At 60.1% G+C, this 23439-nt stretch carries 23 protein-coding genes; 11 read left to right on the forward strand and 12 right to left on the reverse strand.

The features are described 5' to 3' along the window. The first annotated feature begins 238 nt into the window (after positions 1-238). Positions 239-589: a DUF4377 domain-containing protein gene (locus QOL81_RS15000; RefSeq protein WP_064291232.1), complete on the forward strand. Its 351-nt coding sequence runs from the start codon at positions 239-241 to the stop codon at positions 587-589. A gap of 50 nt (positions 590-639) precedes the next feature. Here the strand turns inward: QOL81_RS15000 and QOL81_RS15005 are convergent, their stop codons facing one another. Genes QOL81_RS15005 through QOL81_RS15015 form a run of 3 tightly spaced genes read right to left on the reverse strand, consistent with a single transcriptional unit; the run spans position 640 to position 1785 of the window. Then, a complete protein-coding gene (locus tag QOL81_RS15005) occupies positions 640-942 on the reverse strand; it encodes a hypothetical protein (RefSeq protein ID WP_016928136.1) in 303 nt (100 codons plus the stop codon). After that, on the reverse strand, positions 942-1388 hold the full coding sequence (locus QOL81_RS15010; protein ID WP_197757585.1) for a DUF4225 domain-containing protein: 447 nt from the start codon (positions 1386-1388) through the stop codon (positions 942-944). Before QOL81_RS15010 ends, QOL81_RS15005 begins: the two co-directional genes overlap by 1 nt. 7 nt (positions 1389-1395) lie before the next feature. Next, a complete protein-coding gene (locus tag QOL81_RS15015; protein ID WP_197757587.1) occupies positions 1396-1785 on the reverse strand; it encodes a hypothetical protein in 390 nt (129 codons plus the stop codon). A gap of 210 nt (positions 1786-1995) precedes the next feature. On the opposite strand from QOL81_RS15015, the gene fabV reads away from it, so the two are divergent. The 3 genes from fabV to QOL81_RS15030 all read left to right on the forward strand — a co-directional run bounded on the left by fabV (position 1996) and on the right by QOL81_RS15030 (position 4496). Beyond that, a complete protein-coding gene (gene fabV, locus QOL81_RS15020; protein WP_048322950.1) occupies positions 1996-3195 on the forward strand; it encodes an enoyl-ACP reductase FabV in 1200 nt (399 codons plus the stop codon). Positions 3196-3811: 616 nt separating this feature from the next. Next, a complete protein-coding gene (locus QOL81_RS15025) occupies positions 3812-4117 on the forward strand; it encodes a hypothetical protein (protein WP_060419416.1) in 306 nt (101 codons plus the stop codon). A 43-nt stretch (positions 4118-4160) separates the two neighbouring features. Next, a complete protein-coding gene (locus tag QOL81_RS15030; protein WP_060419415.1) occupies positions 4161-4496 on the forward strand; it encodes a hypothetical protein in 336 nt (111 codons plus the stop codon). A gap of 37 nt (positions 4497-4533) precedes the next feature. Here QOL81_RS15030 and dcuR read toward each other — a convergent pair whose 3' ends face one another. From dcuR to QOL81_RS15045, 3 genes are all read right to left on the reverse strand, one after another. Then, positions 4534-5253 (reverse strand): two-component system response regulator DcuR, encoded by a 720-nt coding sequence (dcuR, locus tag QOL81_RS15035; RefSeq protein ID WP_060419412.1) that lies wholly within the window; start codon positions 5251-5253, stop codon positions 4534-4536. After that, positions 5246-6859, reverse strand: a complete 1614-nt coding sequence (locus tag QOL81_RS15040) for a sensor histidine kinase (RefSeq protein ID WP_087762339.1) — start codon at positions 6857-6859, stop codon at positions 5246-5248. The genes dcuR and QOL81_RS15040 overlap by 8 nt, the downstream gene beginning before the upstream one ends. 125 nt (positions 6860-6984) lie before the next feature. After that, on the reverse strand, positions 6985-7827 hold the full coding sequence (locus QOL81_RS15045) for a class I fructose-bisphosphate aldolase (protein WP_047727766.1): 843 nt from the start codon (positions 7825-7827) through the stop codon (positions 6985-6987). A 484-nt stretch (positions 7828-8311) separates the two neighbouring features. Here QOL81_RS15045 and QOL81_RS15050 point away from each other — a divergent pair, with 484 nt between their 5' ends. From QOL81_RS15050 to QOL81_RS15070, 5 genes are all read left to right on the forward strand, one after another. Further along, the gene (locus QOL81_RS15050; protein WP_033642730.1) at positions 8312-9241 is read left to right on the forward strand and encodes a sugar ABC transporter substrate-binding protein; all 930 of its coding nucleotides are present in this window, start codon (positions 8312-8314) and stop codon (positions 9239-9241) included. A gap of 75 nt (positions 9242-9316) precedes the next feature. Continuing rightward, on the forward strand, positions 9317-10801 hold the full coding sequence (locus QOL81_RS15055; RefSeq protein WP_049202519.1) for a sugar ABC transporter ATP-binding protein: 1485 nt from the start codon (positions 9317-9319) through the stop codon (positions 10799-10801). A gap of 15 nt (positions 10802-10816) precedes the next feature. Continuing rightward, a complete protein-coding gene (locus QOL81_RS15060; RefSeq protein ID WP_025160279.1) occupies positions 10817-11857 on the forward strand; it encodes an ABC transporter permease in 1041 nt (346 codons plus the stop codon). A gap of 63 nt (positions 11858-11920) precedes the next feature. Beyond that, positions 11921-12841, forward strand: a complete 921-nt coding sequence (locus tag QOL81_RS15065; protein WP_283439905.1) for a sugar ABC transporter substrate-binding protein — start codon at positions 11921-11923, stop codon at positions 12839-12841. Between the two features lie 140 nt (positions 12842-12981). Next, positions 12982-13746 carry an SDR family oxidoreductase gene (locus QOL81_RS15070; RefSeq protein ID WP_049274233.1) on the forward strand — a complete coding sequence of 255 codons (765 nt, stop codon included), beginning with the start codon at positions 12982-12984 and terminating at the stop codon, positions 13744-13746. A gap of 29 nt (positions 13747-13775) precedes the next feature. Here the strand turns inward: QOL81_RS15070 and lhgD are convergent, their stop codons facing one another. From lhgD to metQ, 5 genes are all read right to left on the reverse strand, one after another. Beyond that, a complete protein-coding gene (gene lhgD, locus QOL81_RS15075) occupies positions 13776-14966 on the reverse strand; it encodes an L-2-hydroxyglutarate dehydrogenase (RefSeq protein WP_049202523.1) in 1191 nt (396 codons plus the stop codon). Further along, positions 14966-15685 carry a FadR/GntR family transcriptional regulator gene (locus QOL81_RS15080; RefSeq protein ID WP_049202524.1) on the reverse strand — a complete coding sequence of 240 codons (720 nt, stop codon included), beginning with the start codon at positions 15683-15685 and terminating at the stop codon, positions 14966-14968. Before QOL81_RS15080 ends, lhgD begins: the two co-directional genes overlap by 1 nt. After that, positions 15682-17637, reverse strand: coding sequence for a TRAP transporter permease (locus tag QOL81_RS15085; protein WP_087762343.1), 1956 nt, complete (start codon positions 17635-17637; stop codon positions 15682-15684). Before QOL81_RS15085 ends, QOL81_RS15080 begins: the two co-directional genes overlap by 4 nt. Before the next feature lie 13 nt (positions 17638-17650). After that, on the reverse strand, positions 17651-18685 hold the full coding sequence (locus tag QOL81_RS15090; protein ID WP_141958918.1) for a TAXI family TRAP transporter solute-binding subunit: 1035 nt from the start codon (positions 18683-18685) through the stop codon (positions 17651-17653). 186 nt (positions 18686-18871) lie between these two features. After that, the gene (gene metQ / locus QOL81_RS15095; protein WP_047727757.1) at positions 18872-19687 is read right to left on the reverse strand and encodes a methionine ABC transporter substrate-binding lipoprotein MetQ; all 816 of its coding nucleotides are present in this window, start codon (positions 19685-19687) and stop codon (positions 18872-18874) included. A 236-nt stretch (positions 19688-19923) separates the two neighbouring features. Here metQ and QOL81_RS15100 point away from each other — a divergent pair, with 236 nt between their 5' ends. Then, a complete protein-coding gene (locus tag QOL81_RS15100; RefSeq protein WP_049202527.1) occupies positions 19924-20442 on the forward strand; it encodes a hypothetical protein in 519 nt (172 codons plus the stop codon). 147 nt (positions 20443-20589) lie between these two features. Then, positions 20590-21015, forward strand: coding sequence for a universal stress protein (locus QOL81_RS15105; protein ID WP_283439906.1), 426 nt, complete (start codon positions 20590-20592; stop codon positions 21013-21015). 43 nt (positions 21016-21058) lie between these two features. Here QOL81_RS15105 and ygjK read toward each other — a convergent pair whose 3' ends face one another. Beyond that, positions 21059-23434: an alpha-glucosidase gene (gene ygjK, locus QOL81_RS15110; RefSeq protein ID WP_283439907.1), complete on the reverse strand. Its 2376-nt coding sequence runs from the start codon at positions 23432-23434 to the stop codon at positions 21059-21061. Positions 23435-23439: the final 5 nt, after the last annotated feature.

Here is a 23439-nt window from a genome sequence, read left to right on the forward strand (position 1 = left end):
GAAATTGCTTGTTTTATTTATTTTCGCTCGATTAAAGGAACCGTATTCGGTATTTTTTTGTGATTGATTTATAAGAAAATTTCCCCTAAATCATCTGCAACAATCCTCTGTTTTCTTTTCGAGCTACCAGACTCTAAGCGCGAACGAATAATGTTCCCTCTGCGATACGAAGCAAGGTTCAATTCATCCAGTCAATTTGTTAGGATCGCCTGACCTACATGACTATTGGTGCAGTACATTGAAAATTAAAGCGTTGTTATTTGTTGCGTTGGCCGCGCTGGCCGGCTGCAGCCAGGAGGGAACCTCGATGAATCAGCCCGTAAACGAGAAAGGCGGCCAAACGGAAGTGTTGCTGGTGAACAGCGCGCTGGTGGACTGCGTGGGCGTCGGCCCGATGAAGTGCATGCAGGTGCGCCGCTCCGCGCAGCAGCCGTGGGAGTTGTTCTATACCGGCATCGAGGGTTTCACCTTCGAACCGGGTTATCAGTATCGGCTGAAAGTGCGCGTCACTCCGGTGGAGAACGTACCGGCCGATGCCTCATCGCTGCGTTATACGCTGATTGAGCAGTTGGAAAAGAACAAGGCGTAATGGATCTACCTTGTCACCACCAAATGGCGTTTCATTTGGTGGTGACGACTTCAGGAAAGTTTGTCTTTTTTCTTTCTTCTGGAGGATTCGAAAGTGGCGAAGGCATGTGCAAGAGCAAACCCCAACGCACAGTAGCGTAGAGGCCAATTTTCTTTGGTCCATGTTTCAGAGTCAGCAATAAACATCGCGTTGCCGTTGGCAAAAAGGGTAAATTGCCAGCAAAGGATTAAAAAGCATATCGTAACCAGAACGACATAACCCTTGGAACCCAGAGGCGGTCTGAAGCCGTATTTCACGGCCAGACAGGCTGCGGCAGCGAGAGTAGAAAGAATATAATATAAAGTCGGTTCCATCACTGTTCCTGGCTGCCTTTATAAATGGAATTAAGGGTTGAGACATCTGCGCCACCTTCAAGCATCAAGCTGGTTCTTCCCATGTTTCTCCAACCGCGAATATAGTCTGTATTGATGTAGCGAAATAATCGCCAGGCTTCAGGTTTCAGCGACAGTTTTAGTAAACCATAGCCTGATAACAGTAAGTCTACGCCACCTAACGCCATGTCTGCTGCTGAATGGGAATAGCCTAGTGTTGAAGCCGCAGAACGGTACATCATTCGGCCTGGACCAATAGTATTCTTGCCAAATAACAGCGTATAACCGTTTTCGTAGACATTATTGATGCCATTGATTAAAAGTAACGTTCCTGGAATGGCTCCGACGCCAGTCCAATCCAAGCCCACGCCGAGTAAAATTTGTGCTATTCCCGAGAGGAAGCCAACGCCGGCTAACACGTAGGTCACTACGGCGTCATGACTGACTTTCTTTCTCATTACGGCATAAAGGTGTCACGGCGTCAGTTCGCAATAAGCGCTCTTGCTCAGAAAGCGATTGATATTCTTGCTTCATTTCTCTCATTGCAACATTCGCCGCTTCACCTACTTGTTGGCATTTTTGCAATTTATCATTCACAAAGCAGTGCATCTCATGTCTGAAGGCATTACCGACTGTCCGATCTTTTAAAAAGTCCCTATTAACGCGCTCTGAGAGTTCTAAAAGCCTACGTCCTTGTTGACGAGCCATCGTTTGCGAGTAGGTATTTAAACGTTCCTTTAGTAACAGTGGATTATCCATTTTTCTTTGTTCCTCCCTGGATTTCGACTGAAAAACAGCCACACCATAACGCAACGCCAGAAGCATGATCAACTTTTGCTGATTTGAAGAGGGAAGGCTTGAACGCGCTGAGGGTACGAAGCGTGGCGTGTAGAGGCATCACAATGCGGAGTTGGGCAACCCTGATCCCTCGACTAAACTGGTCTGTTCACTGCGCTTGTTTTCGCACTTTCTTAAGTATATCGAGAAAATCAGGTATATTGTCCTTCGGTTTTTAGCTACCAAGAAAAAATTACTATGATTATCAAACCTAAAATTCGTGGTTTTATCTGCACCACCGCTCACCCGGCAGGCTGTGAAGCCAACGTCCGTGAGCAAATCGCCTACGTTAAGTCGCGCGGCGAACTGAAAAACGGGCCTAAAAAGGTGCTGGTCATTGGTGCATCCACCGGTTACGGTCTGGCCTCGCGCATCAATGCCGCTTTCGGCAGCGGTGCGGCCACCATCGGCGTATTTTTCGAGAAGCCTGGCAGCGAAGGCAAAACCGGTTCCGCCGGTTGGTACAACTCCGCCGGTTTCGACAAGGCAGCTAAAGAAGAAGGCCTGTACGCGAAAAGCATCAACGGCGATGCATTCTCCAACGAGTGCCGTCAGACCGTGATCGATCTGATTAAAAAAGACCTGGGTCAGGTTGACCTGGTGGTTTACTCGCTGGCTTCGCCGGTGCGTAAGATGCCGGAAACCGGCGAAGTGGTGCGTTCCGCACTGAAGCCGATCGGCGAGCCGTACAAATCCGTCGCGCTCGACACCAACAAAGACGTGCTGGTTGAAGCCGTGGTCGAGCCGGCCAACGAGCAAGAAATCGCCGACACCGTGAAGGTGATGGGCGGCCAGGACTGGCAGCTGTGGATGGACGCGCTGGACGAAGCGGGCGTGCTGGCGGATAACGCGCAGTCTGTCGCTTACTCCTACATCGGTACCGATCTGACCTGGCCAATCTACTGGCACGGTACGCTGGGCAAGGCGAAAGAAGATCTGGATCGCGCGGCGCACGCCATCAACCAGAAGCTGCAGGCCAAAGGCGGCGCGGCTTACGTTGCGGTGCTCAAGTCGGTAGTGACTCAGGCTTCCTCCGCCATTCCGGTAATGCCGCTGTATATCTCCATCGTGTTCAAGATCATGAAGGAGCAGGGCATTCACGAAGGCTGCATCGAGCAGATCCAGCGTCTGTTCGCCACCAAGCTGTACAGCGGTGCGGCGCCGGACACCGACGAGAAACACCGTCTGCGCCTGGATGACTGGGAACTGCGCGACGCCGTGCAGGAAACCTGCCGTGAAATCTGGCAGCAGCTGAACGACAACAACATCAACGAACTGACCGATTACCAGGGCTACAAGGCGGAATTCCTGCGCCTGTTCGGCTTTGGTCTGCAGGGCGTTGACTACGACGCCGATCTGAGCGGCGAAGCCAACTTCGATGTGATCGAGCTGGTCTAAGCGCGTCGAGCGGTCAAACAAGGTCGGGTTAGCCCGGCCTTTTTTATTGCACGCGAATTATCGGGTGGCTAAGCGAAAATGTTTATTTCAGGTTAATAGGTTAACCAGGTGATTAACATCGACGGGCGGCGTTGAAATAACGGCGGTTATTAAACTAAAGAAAGTCATTTTTTTATTTACCCTTGCCGCCGGCTGCGGGTATTTTATTTCCTTTAAGGAGAAAACGATGACATGGCGTTATTGGGCCCCGACATCGTTATTGTTGTTGAGCGCTTGCAGCGCGATTCAGCCGACGTCGACGTCCCCAGACTGGTCTCAGCCGCAGCCTGCCACGCGGGAGCAGCGGCAGCGCATCATGGCGGGCGAGTCCGCCTCCTCGGTATTGCACGAAGGAAATGTTGGCATTGGCGGCACCTTCGATGGGTCGAAAATATTCGATCGTTAAGCCGCTAAATATATTCAGCCAAATTAATGCGCGCATTCTGTCGATATTGTCGGAGGGTTTACCTTTCCTGCGCTATTCTGCCGTGGCCCGACCATTTATTGCGTTAGCAGACAATTCGTTTTCCTTATAGGGAACTGCCGGTTTATTTCGGTGTAATCAAAGGAGTTGCCCATGGCGAAGGACATGGCCGCGATCTTTCTCTTGCTGTTGCTGCCGCTAAGCCAAAGCGCCGGTGCGGCGCGCTACGACAGGCAATGTGAAGGCGTGTCGCCGGTGCTGTTTCAAAAGCGGCTGAAAGCGCTGGCGCAGGATCTGCGGCAGGAAATGAGCGAGGAAGCTCCACCGGCAGAGCGCGATGCGGAAGAGCTGGCGCGGCTGGCGGAGTGCGGTATCGAGCCCGGCAAAGCGCCCGTCACTGGCGGGCAGCGCGCGCCCCGTTCAGAGGAAAAGCCGCCGGCATCGCCGAACGGTTGTTGAGCCGGCGTGCGCGCAGAGTAAAACGATGTAAAAGGAATCATTAATGAAAAGGATAGTGTTGGCCGGCGCGGCCTTGTGTTGCGCCAGCTTCGCGCAGGCGCGGGTGGATTTGGAATACCATGCGGCGGCGCCGAAGGACAGCAAGGTCACCGAGGAGTATCAGAAAAAGCGCGACGCATTGCGCCACAAGGTGTGGAATGTCGATAATCTGACGCTGGCCAACGAGCAGGCGATTGCGCGCGAACAGCAGCGCGAGGCGGCAGAGAGCGCCAAACGGCAGCAGCATCACCTGGAGCAGCAGGAGAAAAAGCAGCGCTGCCTGCGGAGACACTCGAAAGATCCTCACCGCGAGGCGAAGTGTTACATGCACAGCTTCTAACATTAACCGTCCGGGCGCCATCAGCGCCCGGCGTCGTTTAGGCCGGGCGGCAATGCTCTTTCAGCATGGCGATCGCGTCCGGTTTCAGCTGATACAGATAGACCGGGCGGCCGGTGGCGCCGTACAGAATACGGGTGCCGAGAATGCCGCTCTCCGCCAGATAGATGAGGTACTTGCGGCAGGACACCCGCGAAATGCCGATGGCGTTGGCCAGGTTGTCGGTGGAGAATTCGCTGTCATGCTGCTGTTCGATCCACTCGCACACCGTGCTCAGGGTAATGCTGGTCAGCCCCTTCGGCAGCTTCTTGCTCTCCTGGCCGCCGGGCTGGCGGCGCAGCAGGCTGTCGACATCGGCCTGCGAAAACTCGCGCTGCGCCAGAATCTGCGACTGCTGCCGGTAGTGGCTCAGCGCCTCCTTGAAGCGGCTGAACTGGAACGGTTTGATCAGATAATCCACCACGCCGTAGTGCAGCGCCTTTTGCACCGTGTTCACGTCGCTGGCGGAGGAGATGATGATCACATCGGTCTTCTCGCCCAGTTCGCGCAGGCCGGGCAGCAGATCCAGCCCGTTCTCCTGCTGCATGTAGATATCCAGCAGCACCAGATCGATGCTGACGTCGGCATCGGCCAGCAGGGCGCGCGCCTGGTTCAGGGTGGCGACCGTCGCCTGGCAGTGAAAACCGCTGACCTGGCTCAGGTAGTATTTGTTCAGCTCCGCCACCATCGGGTCGTCGTCGACAATCAGTACGTTAATCATGGGCTCTGCTCTTGGCCTGATAGGGAAGGTGCACGAAAAATTGGGTCAGCTCGCCCGGTTCGGATTCGAAATCGATGCTGCCGCCCAGTTTCTCCAGATGGCTGCGGATCAGCGCCAGGCCAATGCCGCGTCCCGTTCCCTTGGTAGAAAATCCGTGTTCGAAGATGCGCGCGCCGATCGCCGGATCGATGCCGGGGCCGTCGTCGCTGACGATACAGTGTAATTGATCGTCGTGGTGATGGAAGCTCAGGCCGATCTCGTGGCCCTCAACGCCGTCGATGGCGTCGATGGCGTTTTCGATCAGGTTGCCGAGCACGCTGATCAGCACATGGGTGGTTTCCGCGTCGTCGGTTTCCGGCAGCAGGCTGGTTTCCTCGATGGTCAGCTCAACGCCGGCTTCGTGGGCGCGGCTGATCTTGCCGATGAAGAAGCCCGCCACTTCCGGCGAGTGAATCTTGCGCAGCAGCGCGCCGATCTCTTCCTGATAGTTGCTGGCGGTATTGATGATGTAGTTTTCCAACTGCTGGTAGGCCTTCATGTGCAGCATGCCGAGTATCACGTGCAGCTTGTTCATAAATTCGTGCGACTGCACCCGCAGCGCATCGGCGTAGTGCGCCATGCCGCTCAGGCGCTGCAGCAGGCGGCTGACCTCGGTCTTGTCGCGGAAGGTGGCGATGGCGCCGGTCACCTGGCCGTTGACGATCACCGGGACGGTATTGGTCAGCAGTTCGCTGCCGTTGAAGCTGATCTGCCGATCGCGCAGCGGTTTGCCGCTGGCCAGCACCTCCGCCAGATGCAGCTGCGCCGGCCAATGCTTGCTGGCGGCTTCCAGCAGCAGGTTTTCCACCGGGCCGCTTTGGCGCAGCAGGCGCTTGGCCTCGTCGTTGACGATGGTGATGCGGGATTCATTATCGACCGCGATCACGCCTTCTTTAATCGATTGCAGCATGGCGTTGCGCTGTTCGAACAGGTTGGAGATTTCGTAAGGCTCGAAACCCAGCATGATGCGCTTGAGTGCGGAGACCAGGAAGAAGGTGCCCAGGCTGCCGACCAGCGCGGCGAAGGCGATGGTCCAATAGATGATCCAGCGGCTTTCCGCCACCACCCGCTGCACGGTATCCAGCGCGATGCCGAGCGCCACTACGCCGATTTGCTGTTTCTGCGCGTCATACACCGGCACGAACACCCGCAGCGCCGGGGCCAGCGTGCCGCGGTTGATGGCGCTGTTGACGTTGCCTTGCAGCGCGGGCGCCAGATCGTCGCCGATAAAATGCTGGCCGATCAGCCAGGGTTTGGGGTGCGAATAGCGGATACCCTGCATATCCACCACCACCACGAACAGCAGCTCGTTTTGATGGCGCACCTGCTCGGCGAAGCGCTGAATGGCGCCGCTTTGGTCGCGCCGCTGCAGGCCGTCAACCACCGTGCTGGAGAGCGCCAGCGTATTGGCGACGGCGATGGCTTTCTGCTGCAGCTGATCTTGCCCCTCGCGGCTCATCTGCACGAAAAACAGCGCGAATACCACCAGCAGCACCGAAGCGATGATGGCGGACACCATCAGCGTGATGGAGGTGCTCAGCTTGAGCGGCACCCGTTGTTTTGGCATGGCGGTTCTCCGAATGGCGATATCACGGCGTATTCTAGCGAGGAATGAGGCAAGCTGCAGTTACCGGCAGCAGGTTATAGCATGCTGCCGGGGAGCGGGGGGCTTATTTTAGTTACAAAAGCGGGTCACTGCTGGTGGTAGATCTCCAGCGCCTGTTGGCCGCTGGCGCCCTGATGGATGATTGCCATCAACGCGCGCACCACCTGCGACGGATTGCTGTGTTGATAGACGTTGCGGCCGTAGACCATGCCGGAGGCACCCTGGGCCATCAGCGCGGCGGATTTCTCCAGCACCGGCCCCAGCTCCCCCTTGCCGCCGCCGCGCACCAGCGTCGGGCAGCGCGCCGCTTCCACCACGCGGTGGAAGTCTTCCACCCGCTCGGTCGGGTCGGCCTTGATGATGTCGGCGCCCAGCTCGCGCGCCAGCCGCACCAGCGGCACGATCTTCTCCACGTCGCCGAGCGAGCCGTAGGCGGCGCCCTGGCCGGCCGGGGCCATCACCAGCGGTTCGATCATCAGCGGCATGGCGTATTGATCGCAGGCGTGGCGCAGGCGGCCGATGTTTTCCACGCACTGGCGGAAAATGCCGGGCTCATCCGGGATCATATACAGATTGACCACCACCGCGGCGGCGTCCATTTGCAGCGCCGCGAGGATCGGCGCCTCCGGGTTGTGCAGCACCGCCCACATTTCGCGGTGGCGCGCGGCGTTATAGGCGTTGCCGACGTCGGTGCGCATCACCAGCGCCGGTTTTTCGCGCTGCGGCGCGCGCTGCAGCAGATCCGCCTGGCCGTAGTTGACCTGAATGGCGTCGGGGCGCGCGGCGATCAGGTTGCCCATCACCCGTTCGATATCTTCCAGGCCGATCAAGAAATCCGGTTCGTTGGCGATGCCGTGATCGATCGCCACGTCCAGGCACTTGCCGTTGTTGAACAGGCGGTTCATCCGCACCTTACTGCTGAGCTGCATGTCAGGTCCTCCTGAGATAGGGATATGTCCATTATTGCCGAGTAAGGATGGTCGGGAAACGCGGAAACCGCAAACTGCGTGGCCGCTCGCAGTTTTTGCCGGCGCACGAAAGAGGAACGCTCGCCGGCGGCTTTCATTTCATTTGTTAGATCCGTGTCATGTTTTTGTTAATAAGCCATTCCAAAATGCATGTTTCGCTTGTTTGGGTTAAAAAGTTTCAATAATCTAAATTATGAAATAAACATTTAAAAATGTGCTGAAGGTGCCGTTTGTTGTGCCAGGGGTTTATTTCAATTGGTTGTTTTTAATCTGTTTTGAGATATTGATCACCATTTTTCCAACGACCTTTATACGGCGATAACGCGGTAAATTCGCCGTATCAAAGGGATAACACCGACCGTATTGTTGTTTGAATGTAAAAAATATTTTTCATTAGCTGTCAACCAACAGACCTCTTCATTCTAACGATTAAAGGGTAACGAACATGAAGCTGAAGAAACTGATCGCCGCCTCGGTACTGATGTGCATGCTGCCGGCCAGCGTGTTGGCGAAAGACATCAAGATCGGCGTTTCCATGGCTTACTTCGATGACAACTTCCTCACCATTCTGCGCCAGTCGATGCAAAACAAAATGAAGGCCGACGGTAATGTCAGCGGCCAGTTCGAAGACGCCAAAGGCGATATCGCGCAGCAAATTCAACAAATCGAAAACTTCGTCAGCCAGGGCGTCGACGCCATCATCCTCAACCCGGTGGATACCCAGGGCGTCAAGCCGATGATTAAGCTGGCCGAGAAGGCCAAGATCCCGCTGGTGTTCGTCAACCGCAAGCCGGAAGTGGCGCTGCCGGCCGGCATGGCCTACGTCGGCTCCGACTCCAAGCTGGCCGGCAAGCTGCAGATGGAAGCGCTGGCCAAGCTGATGAACGGCAAGGGCAACGTGATGATCCTGATGGGCGAGCTGTCGAGTGAAGCCACGCGCGACCGCACCCGCGGCGTGGAAGAGGTGGCGGCCAACTATCCCGGCATCAAAATAGTCGATAAGCAAACCGCCAAGTTCTTCCGCAAAGAGGCGGTGGACGTTACCACCGACTGGATTTTGTCCGGCCAGCAGATAGACGCCATCGCCTCCAACAACGACGAAATGGCCATCGGCGCTATTTTGGCGCTGAAGCAGGCCAAGAAATCCGGCGTGCTGGTGGCCGGCGTTGACGGCACGCCGGACGCGCTGGAGTTCATCAAGAAGGGCGATCTGGCGTTGAGCGTGTTCCAGGACGCTAAAGGCCAGGGCGAAGGCGCGGTGCAGACCGCCGTTCAACTGGTGAAAGGCGAGAAAGTGGAGAGCAACGTGCTGATCCCTTACCAGCTGATCACCCAGGCCAATTACCAGCAATTCGCCGATAAAAACAAGAAATAAGCCGTGAAGCCCGCCGCGGGCGCCGGTGTGGGGCGAGCGCGGCGGAAAACGTGGGTCAGTGCGGAGGTAAGCGGTATGTACCCTTATGTTCTTGAGGCCGAAGGCATCAGCAAGCAGTTCCCCGGCGTCAAAGCGCTGGATAAGGTCTCGATTAAAATCAAACCCGGCAGCGTGCACGCGCTGATGGGGGAAAACGGCGCGGGTAAATCGACGCTGATGAAATGTTTGATCGGTATCTACCACCCGGACGAAGGCTCGATCAAAATCAAAGGCCGGCCGGTCACCTTCAGCGATACGCTGCAGGCGCTGCATTCGGGCATTTCCATGATCCACCAGGAGCTGAACCTGGTGCCCTACATGACGGTGGCGGAAAACATCTGGCTGGGGCGCGAGCCGGCGCGGCTGGGGTTCGTCAACCACGAACAGCTGAACGAACAGACCCGCGAACTGCTGGCGCGGCTGAACATCAAACTGCAGCCGGAAACGCTGGTGGGCGAGCTGAGCATCGCCAACCAACAGATGGTGGAGATCGCCAAGGCGGTATCCTACAACGCCGACGTGCTGATCATGGATGAACCGACCTCGGCGCTGACCGAAGGCGAAGTGGTGCACCTGTTCGCCATCATTCGCGAGCTGCGCGAGCAGGGCAAAGGCATCATCTATATCAGCCACAAGATGGATGAGATCTTCGCCATCACCGATGAAGTGAGCATCTTCCGCGACGGCACCTTCATCGCCTGCGACAAAACCGAAAACCTGACCAAACAGTCGCTGATCACCATGATGGTGGGGCGAGAACTGACGCAGATGTTCCCCAAATTCAACAACAATATCGGCGAGGAAGTGCTGCGGGTGGCGGGGCTGCGCCGCAGCGGCTGGTTCCATGACGTATCGTTTAGCGTCAAGCGCGGCGAGATCCTCGGCGTTGCCGGGCTGGTGGGCGCCGGGCGCAGCGAAGTGATGGAGAGCCTGTTCGGCATGCACCCGGCGGACGGCGGCGAGATCTTTATCGAAGGCCAGGCGGTGAAAGTGGATTCCCCGGCGAAGGCGATCGAGAGCGGGCTGGCGTTCCTCACCGAAGACCGCAAGAAATCCGGCCTGTTTCTGGTGCTGTCGGTGGTCGAGAACATGAGCATCGTCAACCTGTCGGAATACATCGGCAAGAACGGTTTCGTCAGCCACGTGCAGATGGCCAAAGACTGCATGGATCAGATTAAAAAGCTCAACATCAAAACGCCGACCATGGATCAGATCATCAATAACCTCAGCGGCGGTAACCAGCAGAAGGTCTTGATCGCGCGCTGGCTGCTGGCGCAGCCGAAAATCCTGATCCTCGACGAACCGACGCGCGGCATCGACGTGGGGGCGAAAGCGGAAATCTACCGCCTGATCAGCGAGCTGGCCAACCGCGGCGTCGCCATCATTCTGGTTTCCTCCGAGCTGCCGGAGATCCTCGGCATGAGCGACCGGGTGATGGTGATGCACGGCGGCCGCATCACCGGCATTTTGGACAAAGACGACGCGGACCAGGAGAAGATCCTGGCGCTGGCCTCAGAATAACGAAGGGTGAACATCATGAGTAACGTAAAGATTGAGAAGCCGCTCTCCGCCGATTCAACGGGCAAGGGAACGCTGTTCTCCGGGCTGAGCGGCAAAATGCCGAAGGATACCGGTATCTTCATCGTGATGATCGGCATCGCGCTGATCTTCGAAATCCTCGGCTGGTACATGCGCGATCAGTCATTCCTGCTGAACCCGAACCGCCTGCTGCTGATCGTGCTGCAGGTGGCGATCATCGGCATCATCGCGGTGGGCGTCACCCAGGTGATCATCACCACCGGCATCGATCTCTCCTCCGGCTCGCTGATTGCGCTGACTGCGGTAGTGGCGGCCAGCCTGGCGCAGACCTCGGACAGCATCTCGCCGATGTATCCGGGGCTGCTCGATCTGCCGGCGGCGATCCCGATCGGCGCGGGGATCGGGGTGGGCATCGTCTGCGGCTTTATCAACGGCTTCCTGATCACCCGCACCGGCATTCCGCCGTTCATCGCTACGCTGGGGATGATGGTGTCGGCGCGCGGCCTGGCGCAGTACTACACCAAGGGCAACCCGGTCAGCTTCCTGTCGGACGGCTTCACGTCAATCGGCCAGGGCGCGATGCCGGTGATCATCTTCCTGGTGATTGCAGTGATCTTCCATATCGCACTCAAGCACACCCGCTACGGCAAATACATCTACGCCATCGGCGGCAACATGACCTCGGCGCGGGTTTCCGGCATCAACGTCAATAAGTACCTGGTGACGGTTTACACCATCGCCGGCGGCCTGGCGGGGTTGGCGGGCGTGGTGCTGGCGGCGCGCGTCAGCAGCGGCCAGTCGAGCATGGGGATGTCCTACGAGCTGGACGCCATCGCCGCGGCGGTGATCGGCGGCAGCAGCCTGATGGGCGGCGTCGGGCGCATCACCGGCACGCTGATCGGCGCGGTGATCCTCGGCCTGATCAAAAGCGGCTTCACCTTTATCGGCGTCGATTCTTACATTCAGGACATCATCAAAGGCGTGATTATCGTCGCCGCCGTGTCGATCGACATGCGGCGCAACCGTAAAAAACACTGATTGCCGTGAATTGCCGCCGGCGCCAGGGTTGGCCGGCGGCGTTTTTTTACCGGGGGACACATCATGAATTACCTGAAAGGGTTGTGGCTGGCGGTGGCGCTGTGCGCGTCTACCCCGGCATGGGCGCAAACCATCGGCGTGTCGATGGCCTATTTCGACCAGAACTTCCTCACCATCATCCGCCAGGCGATCGACAAGGAGGCCAAGGCGCGCGGCATCACCGTGCAGTTTGAGGACGCACGCGGCGACGTCGGCCGCCAGACCGATCAGGTGCAGAGCTTTATCAGCGCCGGGGTGGACGCGATTATCGTCGATCCGGTCAACTCGGCCAGCACGCCGGTGATGACCAAAATGGTCCAGGCCGCCGGCGTGCCGCTGGTGTACGTGAACCGCACGCCGGGCGACGCCAAACTGCCGCAGGGCGTGGTGTTCGTCGGCTCCGACGAGCGGGAATCCGGCACGCTGCAGATGGAAGAGCTGGCGCGGCTGGCCGGCTATCAGGGCAACGTGGCGGTGATGGTCGGCAACCTGACCGACGCCGGTGCGCTGCAGCGCACCAAAGACGTGGAGCAGGTGGTGAGCAAGTACCCGAAAATGAAGGTGGTGCAGAAGCAGAGCGCCAACTATTCACGCAGTGAAGGTATGGACCTGATGATGAACTGGCTGACCAACGGCGAAGCGATCGACATCGTCGCCGCCAACAACGACGAGATGGCGATTGGCGCAATCATGGCGCTGCAGCAGGCGGGCAAGGCGGACAAGAAAGTGCTGATCGGCGGCATCGACGCCACGCCGGACGGCCTCAAGGCGCTGGCCTCCGGCAAGATGCAGGTCACGGTGTTCCAGGACGCGGTCGGGCAGGGCAAAGCCTCGGTCGATATGGCGCAGCGCATGATCAACGGTGAAAAGCTCGAGCCGTATTACTGGATCCCGTTCGAGCTGGTGACGCCGGCCACGATGCAGAAGTATGCGGCCAGGCCGTGAGTTAACCGTCAGATTCGCGTTGCCGGGGCGCTGCTTGCAGCGCCTTTTTTCATTGGCGTCAGTTACATGTCCGCTTGCGGCCAGCGCGGCGCGGGATCTTGCTTCACACTGAGGATCTTTAAACCGCGTGAGGATGAGCGATGAACGCATTGAACGGCAAGGTGGCGGTGATCGGCGGCGCCAGTTCGGGGATCGGCAGGGCGGCGGCGCTGCTGTTCGCCCGCCAGGGGGCTGCGCTGGTGTTGGGCGCCCGGCGCGAGCGGCTGTTGGCGGAGCTGGTGGAGGACATTCGGCGCGAGGGGGGGCGGGCACTCGCGGTGGCGGGCGACGTGCGCGATGAAGCCTTCGCCGAACGGCTGACGGCGACGGCGGTCGACGAATTCGGCGGGCTGGATATCGCCTTCAACAACGCCGGCACGCTGGGGCCGCTGGGGCCGTCGCTGGCGCTCACCGCGCCAGAATGGCGCGAGGTGCTGGAAACCAACCTGTCGAGCGCCTACTACGGCGCCAAATATCAAATCCCCGCCATGCTGGCGCGTGGCGCGGGCTCGGTGATTTTCACCTCCACCTTCGTCGGCCACACCGCGGCGTTTCCCGGCACGGCGGCCTATGCGGCCGGCAAGTCGGGGCTGATCGGCCTGACGCAGGCGCTGGCGGTGGAGTTCGGCGGGCGCGGCATTCGGGTGAACGCACTGCTGCCGGGCGGCACGGATACGGCGATGGGCCGGCAGATGAGCAATACCCCGGAGGCGCTGGCGCAGGTGGCCGACCTGCACGCGCTGAAGCGGCTGGCGATGCCGGAGGAGATCGCGCAGGCGGCGCTGTATCTGGCGTCTGACGCTTCCTCATTTGTCACCGGCACCGCGATGCTGGTGGACGGTGGCGTGTCCATCCAGCGCGGCTGAGACCACGGGCGCCGTGGCCTCAGCGGGCGTCAGAAAGCGGACAGGTGGCGGCGCACGATCTCGCGGCCGATCTCCAGCGAGGCAGTCGCCGCCGGAGAAGGGGCATTGCACACGTGCAGCGAGCGTTTCCCCTGCACGAAATGGAAGTCGTCCACCAGCTTGCCGTCGGCGGTCAGCGCCTGAGCGCGCACGCCGGCCGGGCCGGGCCGAATATCCTGCTCCTGCAGCGCCGGGATCAGCCGACGGGCGTTCTCGGCAAAGCGGCGGCGCGACAGCGAACGGCGCATTTCCGCCAGCCCTTCGCCGAGGTAGTTGCCGGCGATTTTCCAAAAGCCGCGATAGCCGAGCACCTCGCTCAGATCGCGCAGGCTGAAGTCGCATTTGCGGTAGCCTTCGCGTTTGAAGGCCAGCACCGCATTGGGGCCGACGTCGCGTTTGCCGTTATACATGCGGGTAAAGTGCACGCCGAGGAAAGGGAAATCCGGGTTGGGCACCGGGTAGATCAGATGGTTGACCAGGTGATTTTTCGCGTCGTCCAACACATAGTATTCACCGCGGAACGGCACGATCTTCATGCCGGTTTCGTAACCGGCCAGTTTGGCGATGCGATCGCTGAACAGCCCCGCGCAGTTGATCAGCAGCCGTCCCTCGAAGGTGTCGCCGGCGGCGGTGACGGTGACGCCGGCGGCGTGCTCGCGGATGGCCTCAACCTGATGGCCGTAGGCGATCTCGCCGCCGCGCCGCACAATGATCTCCGCCAGCTTGGCGGCCACCTCCGCGTAGTTGACGATGCCGGCGTCGGGCACCAGCAGCGCTTCAAGGCCATTGACGTGCGGTTCGCGCTCCCGCAGCTGCGCCTGTGACAGCCGGGTGACCTGCAGGCCGTTTTGCAGCCCGCGCTGATAGATGTTCTCCAGCCGATCCAGTTCGTTTAGCTGGGTGGCGACAATCACCTTGCCGCATTGGTCGTGATACAGGTCGTGTTCGCGGCAGAAGGCGAACATGCTGCGGTTGCCCTGTTTTGCCAACTGCGCTTTCAGGCTGCCGGGCGTGTAGTAAATGCCGGAATGCACCACGTTGCTGTTGTGGCCGCTTTGGTGCGCCGCCGGGCCGCGTTCTTTTTCCAGGATCAGAATGCGCCGCTGCGGATCCGCTTCCTGCAGCGCATTCACCACGCCGAGCCCCACCAGGCCGGCACCGATAACGATCGCGTCGTACATCACGGCTCTTGCTCCTCGTTTTCCAGGCGGCGTAATTTGCCGCGTACGTTGTTCAGATGGCTTTGCATGGCGGCGGTGGCCGCCGCCGCATCGCCGTCGCGAATGGCGATAAACACCCGCTCATGTTCGTCGATCACCCGCTGGCGCTCGGCCTGCCGCCCTAGGTTTTTGCTGAGCGAGTACACCAGCACCCCCAGATACAGCTCGTGCATGTTATCGAGGATCTGCACGAAAAAGGGGTTATGCGAAGCCTGCATGATGGCGCGGTGGAACAGGTAGTCCTGCCGATAGCCGATCTGGCCGTCGTTCAGCGTACAGTGACGAAAGGCGAGGTGCGCCTGTTCGATCGCCTGCAATTCCTGTTCGGTACGGCGCTCGGCGGCCATGCGCGCCGCCTGCTGCTCCATGACCTCGCGCATTTCCAGCAGCGCTTCCACCTCGCGGCGGTCGGCTACCTCCATCACCAGCGGTTCGTATTTGCTCAGCAGCGAATGCTGTTCCACCCGGTGGCCGCCGCCCTGGCGTGAGGAGATGATGCCGCTGACCTCCAGCACGCCGAGCGCCTCGCGCACCGGTACCCGGCTGACGCCGAACGCGTCCGCCAACACGTTTTCCGACGGCAGCTTCTCGCCGACCGGAAAGGTGCCGTCGTTGATACCGGCTTTCAGCTGCGCCAGCACCTGATGAGAGGCTTTCTGGCGCGTGACCTTGCGGATCATGACGCGCCTCCCGGCAGCGCGGCGCGCTGTTTATAGCGCAGCAGGTGCATGGCGGCGGCGGCGGCGATCAGGGCCGCACCGCCCAGATCGGTCATCAGGCCCGGTTTGATCAGTAAAATCGCCGCCGCGGTAAACAGCACCCGCTCCAGCCAGTGGGTCTTCATCAGCCAGAAATTGGCGCTGGCGATCGACAGGGCGTAGATCCCCACCAGCGCGCTGATCACCATATGCAGCACCGACAGTGGGTTGAGATCGTCACCCTGCATCAACAGCATCGGGTTGTAGACCAGAATGAACGGGATGATAAAGCCCGGCAGCGCCAGGCGCACCGCGTCCCACGAAGTTTGCATCGGATCGGCGCGGGCGATGCTGGCGGCGGTGTAGCTGGCCAGCGCCACCGGCGGCGTGATGTTGGACAACGCGCCGAACCAGAACACGAAGAAATGCGCCGCCAGCGGCAGCACGCCGGCTTTGATCAGGATCGGCGACACGGTCACCGCGACCACGATGTAGAGCGCGGTCGAGGGTAGCCCCATGCTGAGCACGATGCACACCAGCATCACCACCAGCAGGATCATCCACAGGGTGTTGTCGGTCATGGCGACGATGTTGAACGCCAGCGTGGAACCGATGCCGGTCATGGTCACCACGCAGATGATCACGCCGATGGCGGCGCAGGCGATGGTGACCTGGATCGAGCCGCGCGCCGCGTCATTCAAGGCCAACGCGATTTTTTTCGGCGTCATGCGCACCGAACTGTCGGGGGTGAGCCAGCTGGCGACGATGATGGCAATGATGCCGAGGAAGCCGGCATAGATCGGCGTTTTGCCCAGCAGCAGCGTGCCGATAACGATGACGAGCGGCAGCAGCAGCAGCCCGCGCGCCTTCAGCACCGCGCGCACCTGAGGGATGTTCTCCTTGTTGATGCCTTTCAGACCCTGTTTCTTGGCTTCCAGATCGATTGCCATGATCAGCGCGGCGTAATAGAGCAGCGCTGGCACGATGGCGGCGATGACGATGGTGGTGTACGAGATGCCGAGGAAACCGGCCATGATAAACGCCGCGGCGCCCATGATGGGGGGCATGATCATGCCGCCGGTGGAGGCGGTGGCTTCCACGGCTCCGGCGAAGCGGGACGACAGTCCGATGCTTTTCATCAGCGGAATGGTGAAGGTGCCGGTGGTGGCGACATTGGCCACCGCGCTGCCGCTCAACGAGCCGGTCAGTGCCGACGAGATCACCGCCACCTGGGCCGGGCCGCCGCGGCGGCGTCCGGCGGCGGCCAGCGCCAGATCGTTGAACAGCGCGGTCGCGCCGCTGACGCTGAGAAAGGCACCGAACAGAATAAACACCACGATGGCCGTGGAGGCAGTGGACAGGGTGATGCCGAAAATCCCCTCGCCGGTCATGAACAGCCGATACAGCAGGCGTTCTACCGAGAAGCCGCCGTGGCCGAAGATGCCCATGAAGTATTGCCCGAACAGCGCATAGAGAATGGCGAAGCTCGCCAGGCCGGGGATGAAATAGCCGGTGGTGCGCCGCGCGGCTTCAAACAGCACGCCGATACCGATCGCTGCCATCACATAGTCGGTGGCGTTGGGGATGCTCTTGCGCACCACGTGCAGATCGACGTAGTTAACGTAGAAATAGCCGTAGCTGACCAGCGTCAGGATGATGAACAGATAGTCCCAGCGGTTGAAGCTGCGGGTGGCGTACCGGGCCGAGAAGGGGAACAGGATAAAGCCCAGGATCAGAATGCCGCTCAGGAAAGTGGTGTTGCGGTAGAACTCCTGCGTGTTGGACAACGCGTTGGCGTAGATGGCATAGGCGGAGATGGCGATCGCCAGGACGGTTGCCAGCTGCAAATAGACGCCGCTCAGCGGCCGGTTGCCGGCGCCGGCTTCTTTGTCCAGATCGACGGCGGGCTGCGGTGAAGAAGAGTGAGTGCTCATACGTCCTCCTGGATTAGGGGTTGGCGGCCAGCGCGGCGGCTTCCGGCGGGATCAGATAATCGGGTATCTCGACGCCGGCTTCGCGGTAGTAGCGATAGGCGCCGAGGTGCAGCGGCACCGAAACGCCTTTCAGCGCATTTTCCAGCGAGATGTATTTGGCCGAGCTGTGTACCTGGTGCACTTCCGGCAGGTTCTCGAACATCGTTTTGGTCAGGTCGTACACCAACTTTTCATCGAGCCGGCTGAGGGCCACCAGAATATTGGGCTGTGCGATGGTGGCGACCGCCTTGGGCTGGCGCGGGTAGGTCTCCGCCTTGATGTCGAAACGGAACCAGGAGTTGGCGATGGCGTTGATGCTGGCCAGCTGTTCGTCGGTGACTTCCAGGATGCGTGCCGGCACGCCGCTGGCATACATATCGGTGACGGCGGCGGCCGGCACCCCGGCGGGCAGGGCGCCGCCGTCCAGGCGCCCGTCGCGCATCGCGGAAACCGTGTCGCCGTAGCCGAGGTATTCCGCCGACAGCGACTTTTTGGTCAGGTTGACGCCCTGCAGGATGATCATCGTCGACTGTTCGGTGCCGCTGGCCTGCGGCCCGACGGAAAAGCGCGTGCCGGCGATATCGTTCAGCGTGCCGTCTTTCACCCGGCTTTCCAGCATCACGAAGTGTTCGACGTTGGGCCACAGCATGGAGATGGAGCGCAGATCGCCGTAGGCGCGGCCGTCGAAGTTACGCACGCCCTGATAGGCTTCGACGGCGATCAGGCTTTGCAAAATCGCCAACTGAGCCTCGTCTTTTTGCAGCAGGTCGATATTCTCGATCGAGCCGGCGGAGGATTGGCCGGTGACCTGTATCCCCTGGTGCTTCAGCCGGTTGCTCCAGACGTTGGCCAGCCCGACGCCCATCGGATAGTAGGTACCACCGGTGGAAGCGGTGGCGACGGAGAGGAAGGTTTTATCGGCGTTTTCCGCTTTGCCGGCGATGGCCAGCAACGCGGCGCCGACCACGGCGCAGGTAATAAGTAACGTTTTGATTTTTCTATTTTTCATTATTTTCCCCAGCGGTTTTTTGAAACAAATAGAAAACATTTACGCAAACTTGTATACAACATGGCAGCTTTATTCACCTAAAGCGCAGTGCTTGATTTGTGATCTGAGCGGGCGAAAATTGAACGATGCAGCGGGGGGCGGAAATGAAAAACCCGTGGCCGGGCGCCACGGGCATGCGGGGGAGGGTTACCAGCCTTTGACGGCGTCGCCCTTGTAGATGTCGGCGGCGCTGGCCGCCACTTCGTCGGTCTGATAGGCCTTGACCAGATCTTTCACTTTCTCGCTGTCTTTGTTGTCGATGCGGCTGGCGAAGATGTTGACGTACGGCGAGTTTTTGTCTTCGACAAACAGCCCGTCCTTGGCCGGCGACAGGCCGATCTGGCTGGAATAGTTGGTGTTGATGATCGCCAGCGTCACTTTCTGATCGTCCAGCGCGCGCGGCAGCTGCGGCGCTTCAATCTCGACGATCTTCAGCTTTTTCGGGTTGCCGACGATGTCCAGCGCGGTCGGCAGCAGGCCGACGCCCTCTTTCAGGGTGATCAGCCCCTGTTTTTGCAACAGCAGCAGCGAGCGGCCCAGGTTGGTCGGATCGTTCGGCACCGCCACCTGCGCGCCGTCCGGCAGCTGGCTGAGTGCGGTTATCTTCTTCGAATAGCCGGCGATCGGGTAGACGAAGGTGTTGCCCACCGCCGCCAGCTTGTAGCCGCGCTCCTGCATCTGCTTGTCCAGATACGGCTTGTGCTGGAAGGCGTTGACGTCCAGATCGCCGTTGTTCAGCGCTTCGTTCGGCAGCACGTAGTCGTTGAAGGTCACCACCTCCACGTCCAGATCGTATTTCTGCTTGGCGACCTTTTGCACCACCGCCCACAGCGACTGATCGATACCGGCGCTGATGCCGACCTTGATGTGGTGATCGTCCTGTGCCGTCGGGCCGCAGGCGGTCAGCAGCAGCGTGCCGGCGGCGGCCAGCGCCAGGGTGAGGTTTTTCAGCGTAAATGTCATTTTCCCAGGGTCCTTGTCAACATTGCCTGCTAATTTGGGCGGGCAGAATAGTGGCAGTGACTGTAGGTAATCGCTGGGCTAAAACAAAATACTGATTCACTATGACTCATAGCGATTAGCTATGAGCGGCCGCCTCCCGGTGCGGTGCGGATTGTTTTGACGGCGAATCGGCGGGCTTATTATGATAGCCGTTGGCCCGCGAGGGCAGACTGGGTACTGAAACGAAGGAAAAGACAATGCGATTGAACACTTGGAGCAAGGCGCTGCTGCCGCTGGTGGTGTTGGCCTGCGTCTCGGCGACTCAGGTTCGGGCGGCGGAGAGCGATACCGGGCCGATCCCCAAACAGCTGCTGGGCAACTGGCGCGTCAGTAAAATTGTGCCGACCCAGACCACCGGCTGCTGGGATCAACAGCAGGCACAGAGCCTGATCGGCGGCAAAATCAGCTACAAAGCGGATGCGTTCAGCTGGAACGGCACGGCGCTGAAAAGCGAAGGGGCCACCGTCAGCACCGTAGAAGCGCAGGAGTTTGTCGAGGACAATTCCGGCAGCAGCTCCTACATCGATTTCCCGATGCTGGGCATCAGCACGCCGTCGGTCGAACGCGTGGCCATTCAGCACGCGGATACCGCCATCAAAGGCATCACCGATCAGGGCACCGATGGGGTGCCCGGCGATAACGTGCTGGTGAAAGACGCCAACACGCTGATCCTGTCGCTGTGCAACGTCTGGTTTGAGGCGCAGCGCGAGAAGTAATTTTTGCCTTCAGCCCCGGCAACGGGGCTTTCCCTCCGCGTCGCCACCCGTCATACGCGCCATTTCTGAACTAAAATTAACCATAACGATATGACCCCGGCGTGATATCGGAGCCTCGGCTCTACCGAGTCCATGACAGGAGGCGCTATGTGTTACCACCATATTGTCATCGCCACCGATCTGAGCGATGGCGGCAAACGGCTGGTCGAAAAGGGGGCGCTGCTGGCGGAGGCGCTGCAGGCCAAACTCTCGCTGATCTATGTGGACGTTCACTACGACACCTACCACGCGGCGATCGGCTTTTCGGAGCGCAGCTATGACGGCATGCCGTTCGAAGAGAAGATCCGCAAAGAGCTGGAGCCCACCACGCAAAACGTCAATTACCCGATCGCGGAGGTGATTATCGGGCGCGGCGGCTTCGTCGACGAACTGCGTACGGCAGTCGTGGATAAGAACATCGATCTGCTGGTGTTCGGCCATCACCACGATCTGTGGAGCAACCTGTTTTCTTCCACCCGCAATGCCATCAACCAGCTGAATATCGACGTGCTGGTGATCCCGATCCGCTCATAAACGCGGGCCACCGCCGGGCAACGATGGCGGTGGCCGCTGCGGCTTATTGCGTGAAGAAGTCGTTATACAGCATGTACAGGTGTGCTGCGCTCCAGGAGAAATTCGGCGCGCCTTGCTGCTTGCCGGTGAGCGGGTTGTAGTTCTCGCGGATTGGCCCGTCGGCGACCAGGCCGTCGGCGTGGCGGAAGAAGGCCTGCGCCATTGCCACCGCATCGTCGCGATAGCCGTAGCGCTCCATGCCCTTGAGGCCGAAATACAGCTGATCGACCCACACGCGGCCGCGCCAGTAGATGTCCGCGCCGAACGCCGGATTGGTCAGCGCCGCGGTGCCGAGCGGCACGTAGGTATTGAACTCGCGCGGATCCTTCATCACCCTGACCACCGCATCGGCGTGCGGTTGGCTGGCGGCGCCGTTGAACAGCGGCGACCAGCCTTCCGGCCCTTTGCCGCGTTCGACGATCGGTTTGCCGGCGCAGCCGTTGGCCAACGGCTGGCTTTCGATGCGGATGTCATAGAAGAAACCGCTCTGCTTGTCGAACATGCAGGTGTTGATGTAGGCCGCCAGCCGGTCGGCTTTGGCGCGGAAGGCAGCGGCCTCGGCACCGCGGCCCAGAATATCGGCCATCTCCGCCAGATAGCGGTTGTCGCTGTACATATAGCTGGCCTGATCCACCGACTCTTGCAGCAGCGAGTAGCCGAGCAGCGTGCCGTCCGGCGCGCGGTTTTCGGCGAATTTTACCTGCCAATCTTCGCGTTTGCCGCCCTGCGCCACGTAGCGCGCCAATTGATCCGGATCGATAAAGCCGAATACCGCCGCGTCGTCGCGGCCCGACTCCCAGGAGGCGGCGGTCTGCGCCGGGATCTCGATGCTGTCGTACTGCCCCTCGCGCACGATGCGATCGTAATTGTCGAGGCCGGTCAGCGTTCGCTCGCGCTGCCCGCGTTTGACGGTAAACAACATGCGCCCGTCGGGGGTATTGTGCGCTTTGTCACGGGTGGCGCCGTACTCCGGCACGCCGTTGCCGTTGTGATCGCGGTTGCGCAGCCACCAGTCATGGTAGGCCACCAGCTTCGGGTACATCTCCGCCAGCCAGCCCTTATCGCCGGTGACGCGATACACCTCCATCACCGCCCAGGCCGCCAGGCTCGGCTTGGTGTTGCGCTCGTTCCAGTTGCCGCCGTCGCCGCCGCGCTCCGGGCTGGGGTTGTAGGCGATAAGGTCGGGCAGAAAACCGGCGTCCCACGGGCGCAGGGCGTCGCCCGGTCGGATCTGGAAGGCGAACACTGCGCGAATGTTGTCCTTGGCCACGTCCGGGTTGAAGTGCGCCATGGCGTAGGCCTGTTTCCAGGTGTCCCACGGCCAGGTTTGGTTGCCGGAGAACCAGCGCCCGGTCACCGACGGGGTGACCGAGTCGAACTTCATCGCCCCGGCTGCGCCGCGCCAGTTGCCGTTCAGCGTTTCCATCGCTTTGACCGCCACGCGGGTTTGTTCCGGCGTGGCGTGCGGGTTGCTGAGCCCAGTGGCGAGATAGCGTTCCCAGCGCTGGGCCGACGCGGCCATATAGCGCTGCGGGTGAGCGAGGATATCGGCGATAGCGCGCTGTTCGCGCTGTGCCTCTTCGGCGGTGAGCAGGTGCGAGTAGGTGGTGTACAGGGTGGTGGAACCGGTGATGCGCGCCGTGGCGCGGAAGCGGTGGCCGTCGACCGTGGTGCGCTGCGGCAGTGATTTGTGGATCTGATATTCGGACTGGCCCGAGGTCATCAGCTGCGACGGCGCGCGCACCTTGCCGAAGGTGACGCGCAGGCCGTCAGCCGTCGGCACAATGCGGCGCGTGTAGTCCGGAAACGCCTGCTCGAGGGTCGCCGGCGGCTGCGGTTTTTGCTCTTTGGCCGCGTAGCGCTCCAGCAATTCACCGTCCCACACCAGCTCCAGCGGCGTGTCGGTCAGGATTTGGGTTTCCAGCAGCGAGGTGCGCGCGGCGGCGAAGCGCAGCGTCAGGTTGACGGTCACGCCCGGCGCGCTGAGCCGCTGCACCAGGGCGCCGGGCAGGCTGTAGGCCGTCATGGTGAAATGCACCGGTTTACCGTCTCGATAGACGCTGAGCCGATCGAAATTGTTGGCCATAAAGTTGATGTACTCTTCGGTCAGCAGCGCCGGGCCGGGGAAACCGCCCATGCCTTCCGGCCCGCTCGGCAACAGGTGGCCGTGCCAGGCGCCGAGATCGAAGAACGGATTGAAGCGCTGGTGATCGTCGAAATCGTAATCGAGCATAAAGTGCGGCGCGCCGCGGCGGTCGATGACGTTTTTATAGCGCTCGGCCAACGGGGCGTCGGCGTCGGGCGTTTTCGGCACACAGCCCGTCAGCGCCCATGCGAGGATGAGGGCAGTGGCCAGCGGGGTCAGGGGAGTCATGTTCATCGTAG

Origin of the sequence: Serratia sp. CC22-02, from assembly GCF_900182895.1 — a bacterium.
Classification (GTDB): domain Bacteria; phylum Pseudomonadota; class Gammaproteobacteria; order Enterobacterales; family Enterobacteriaceae; genus Serratia; species Serratia nevei.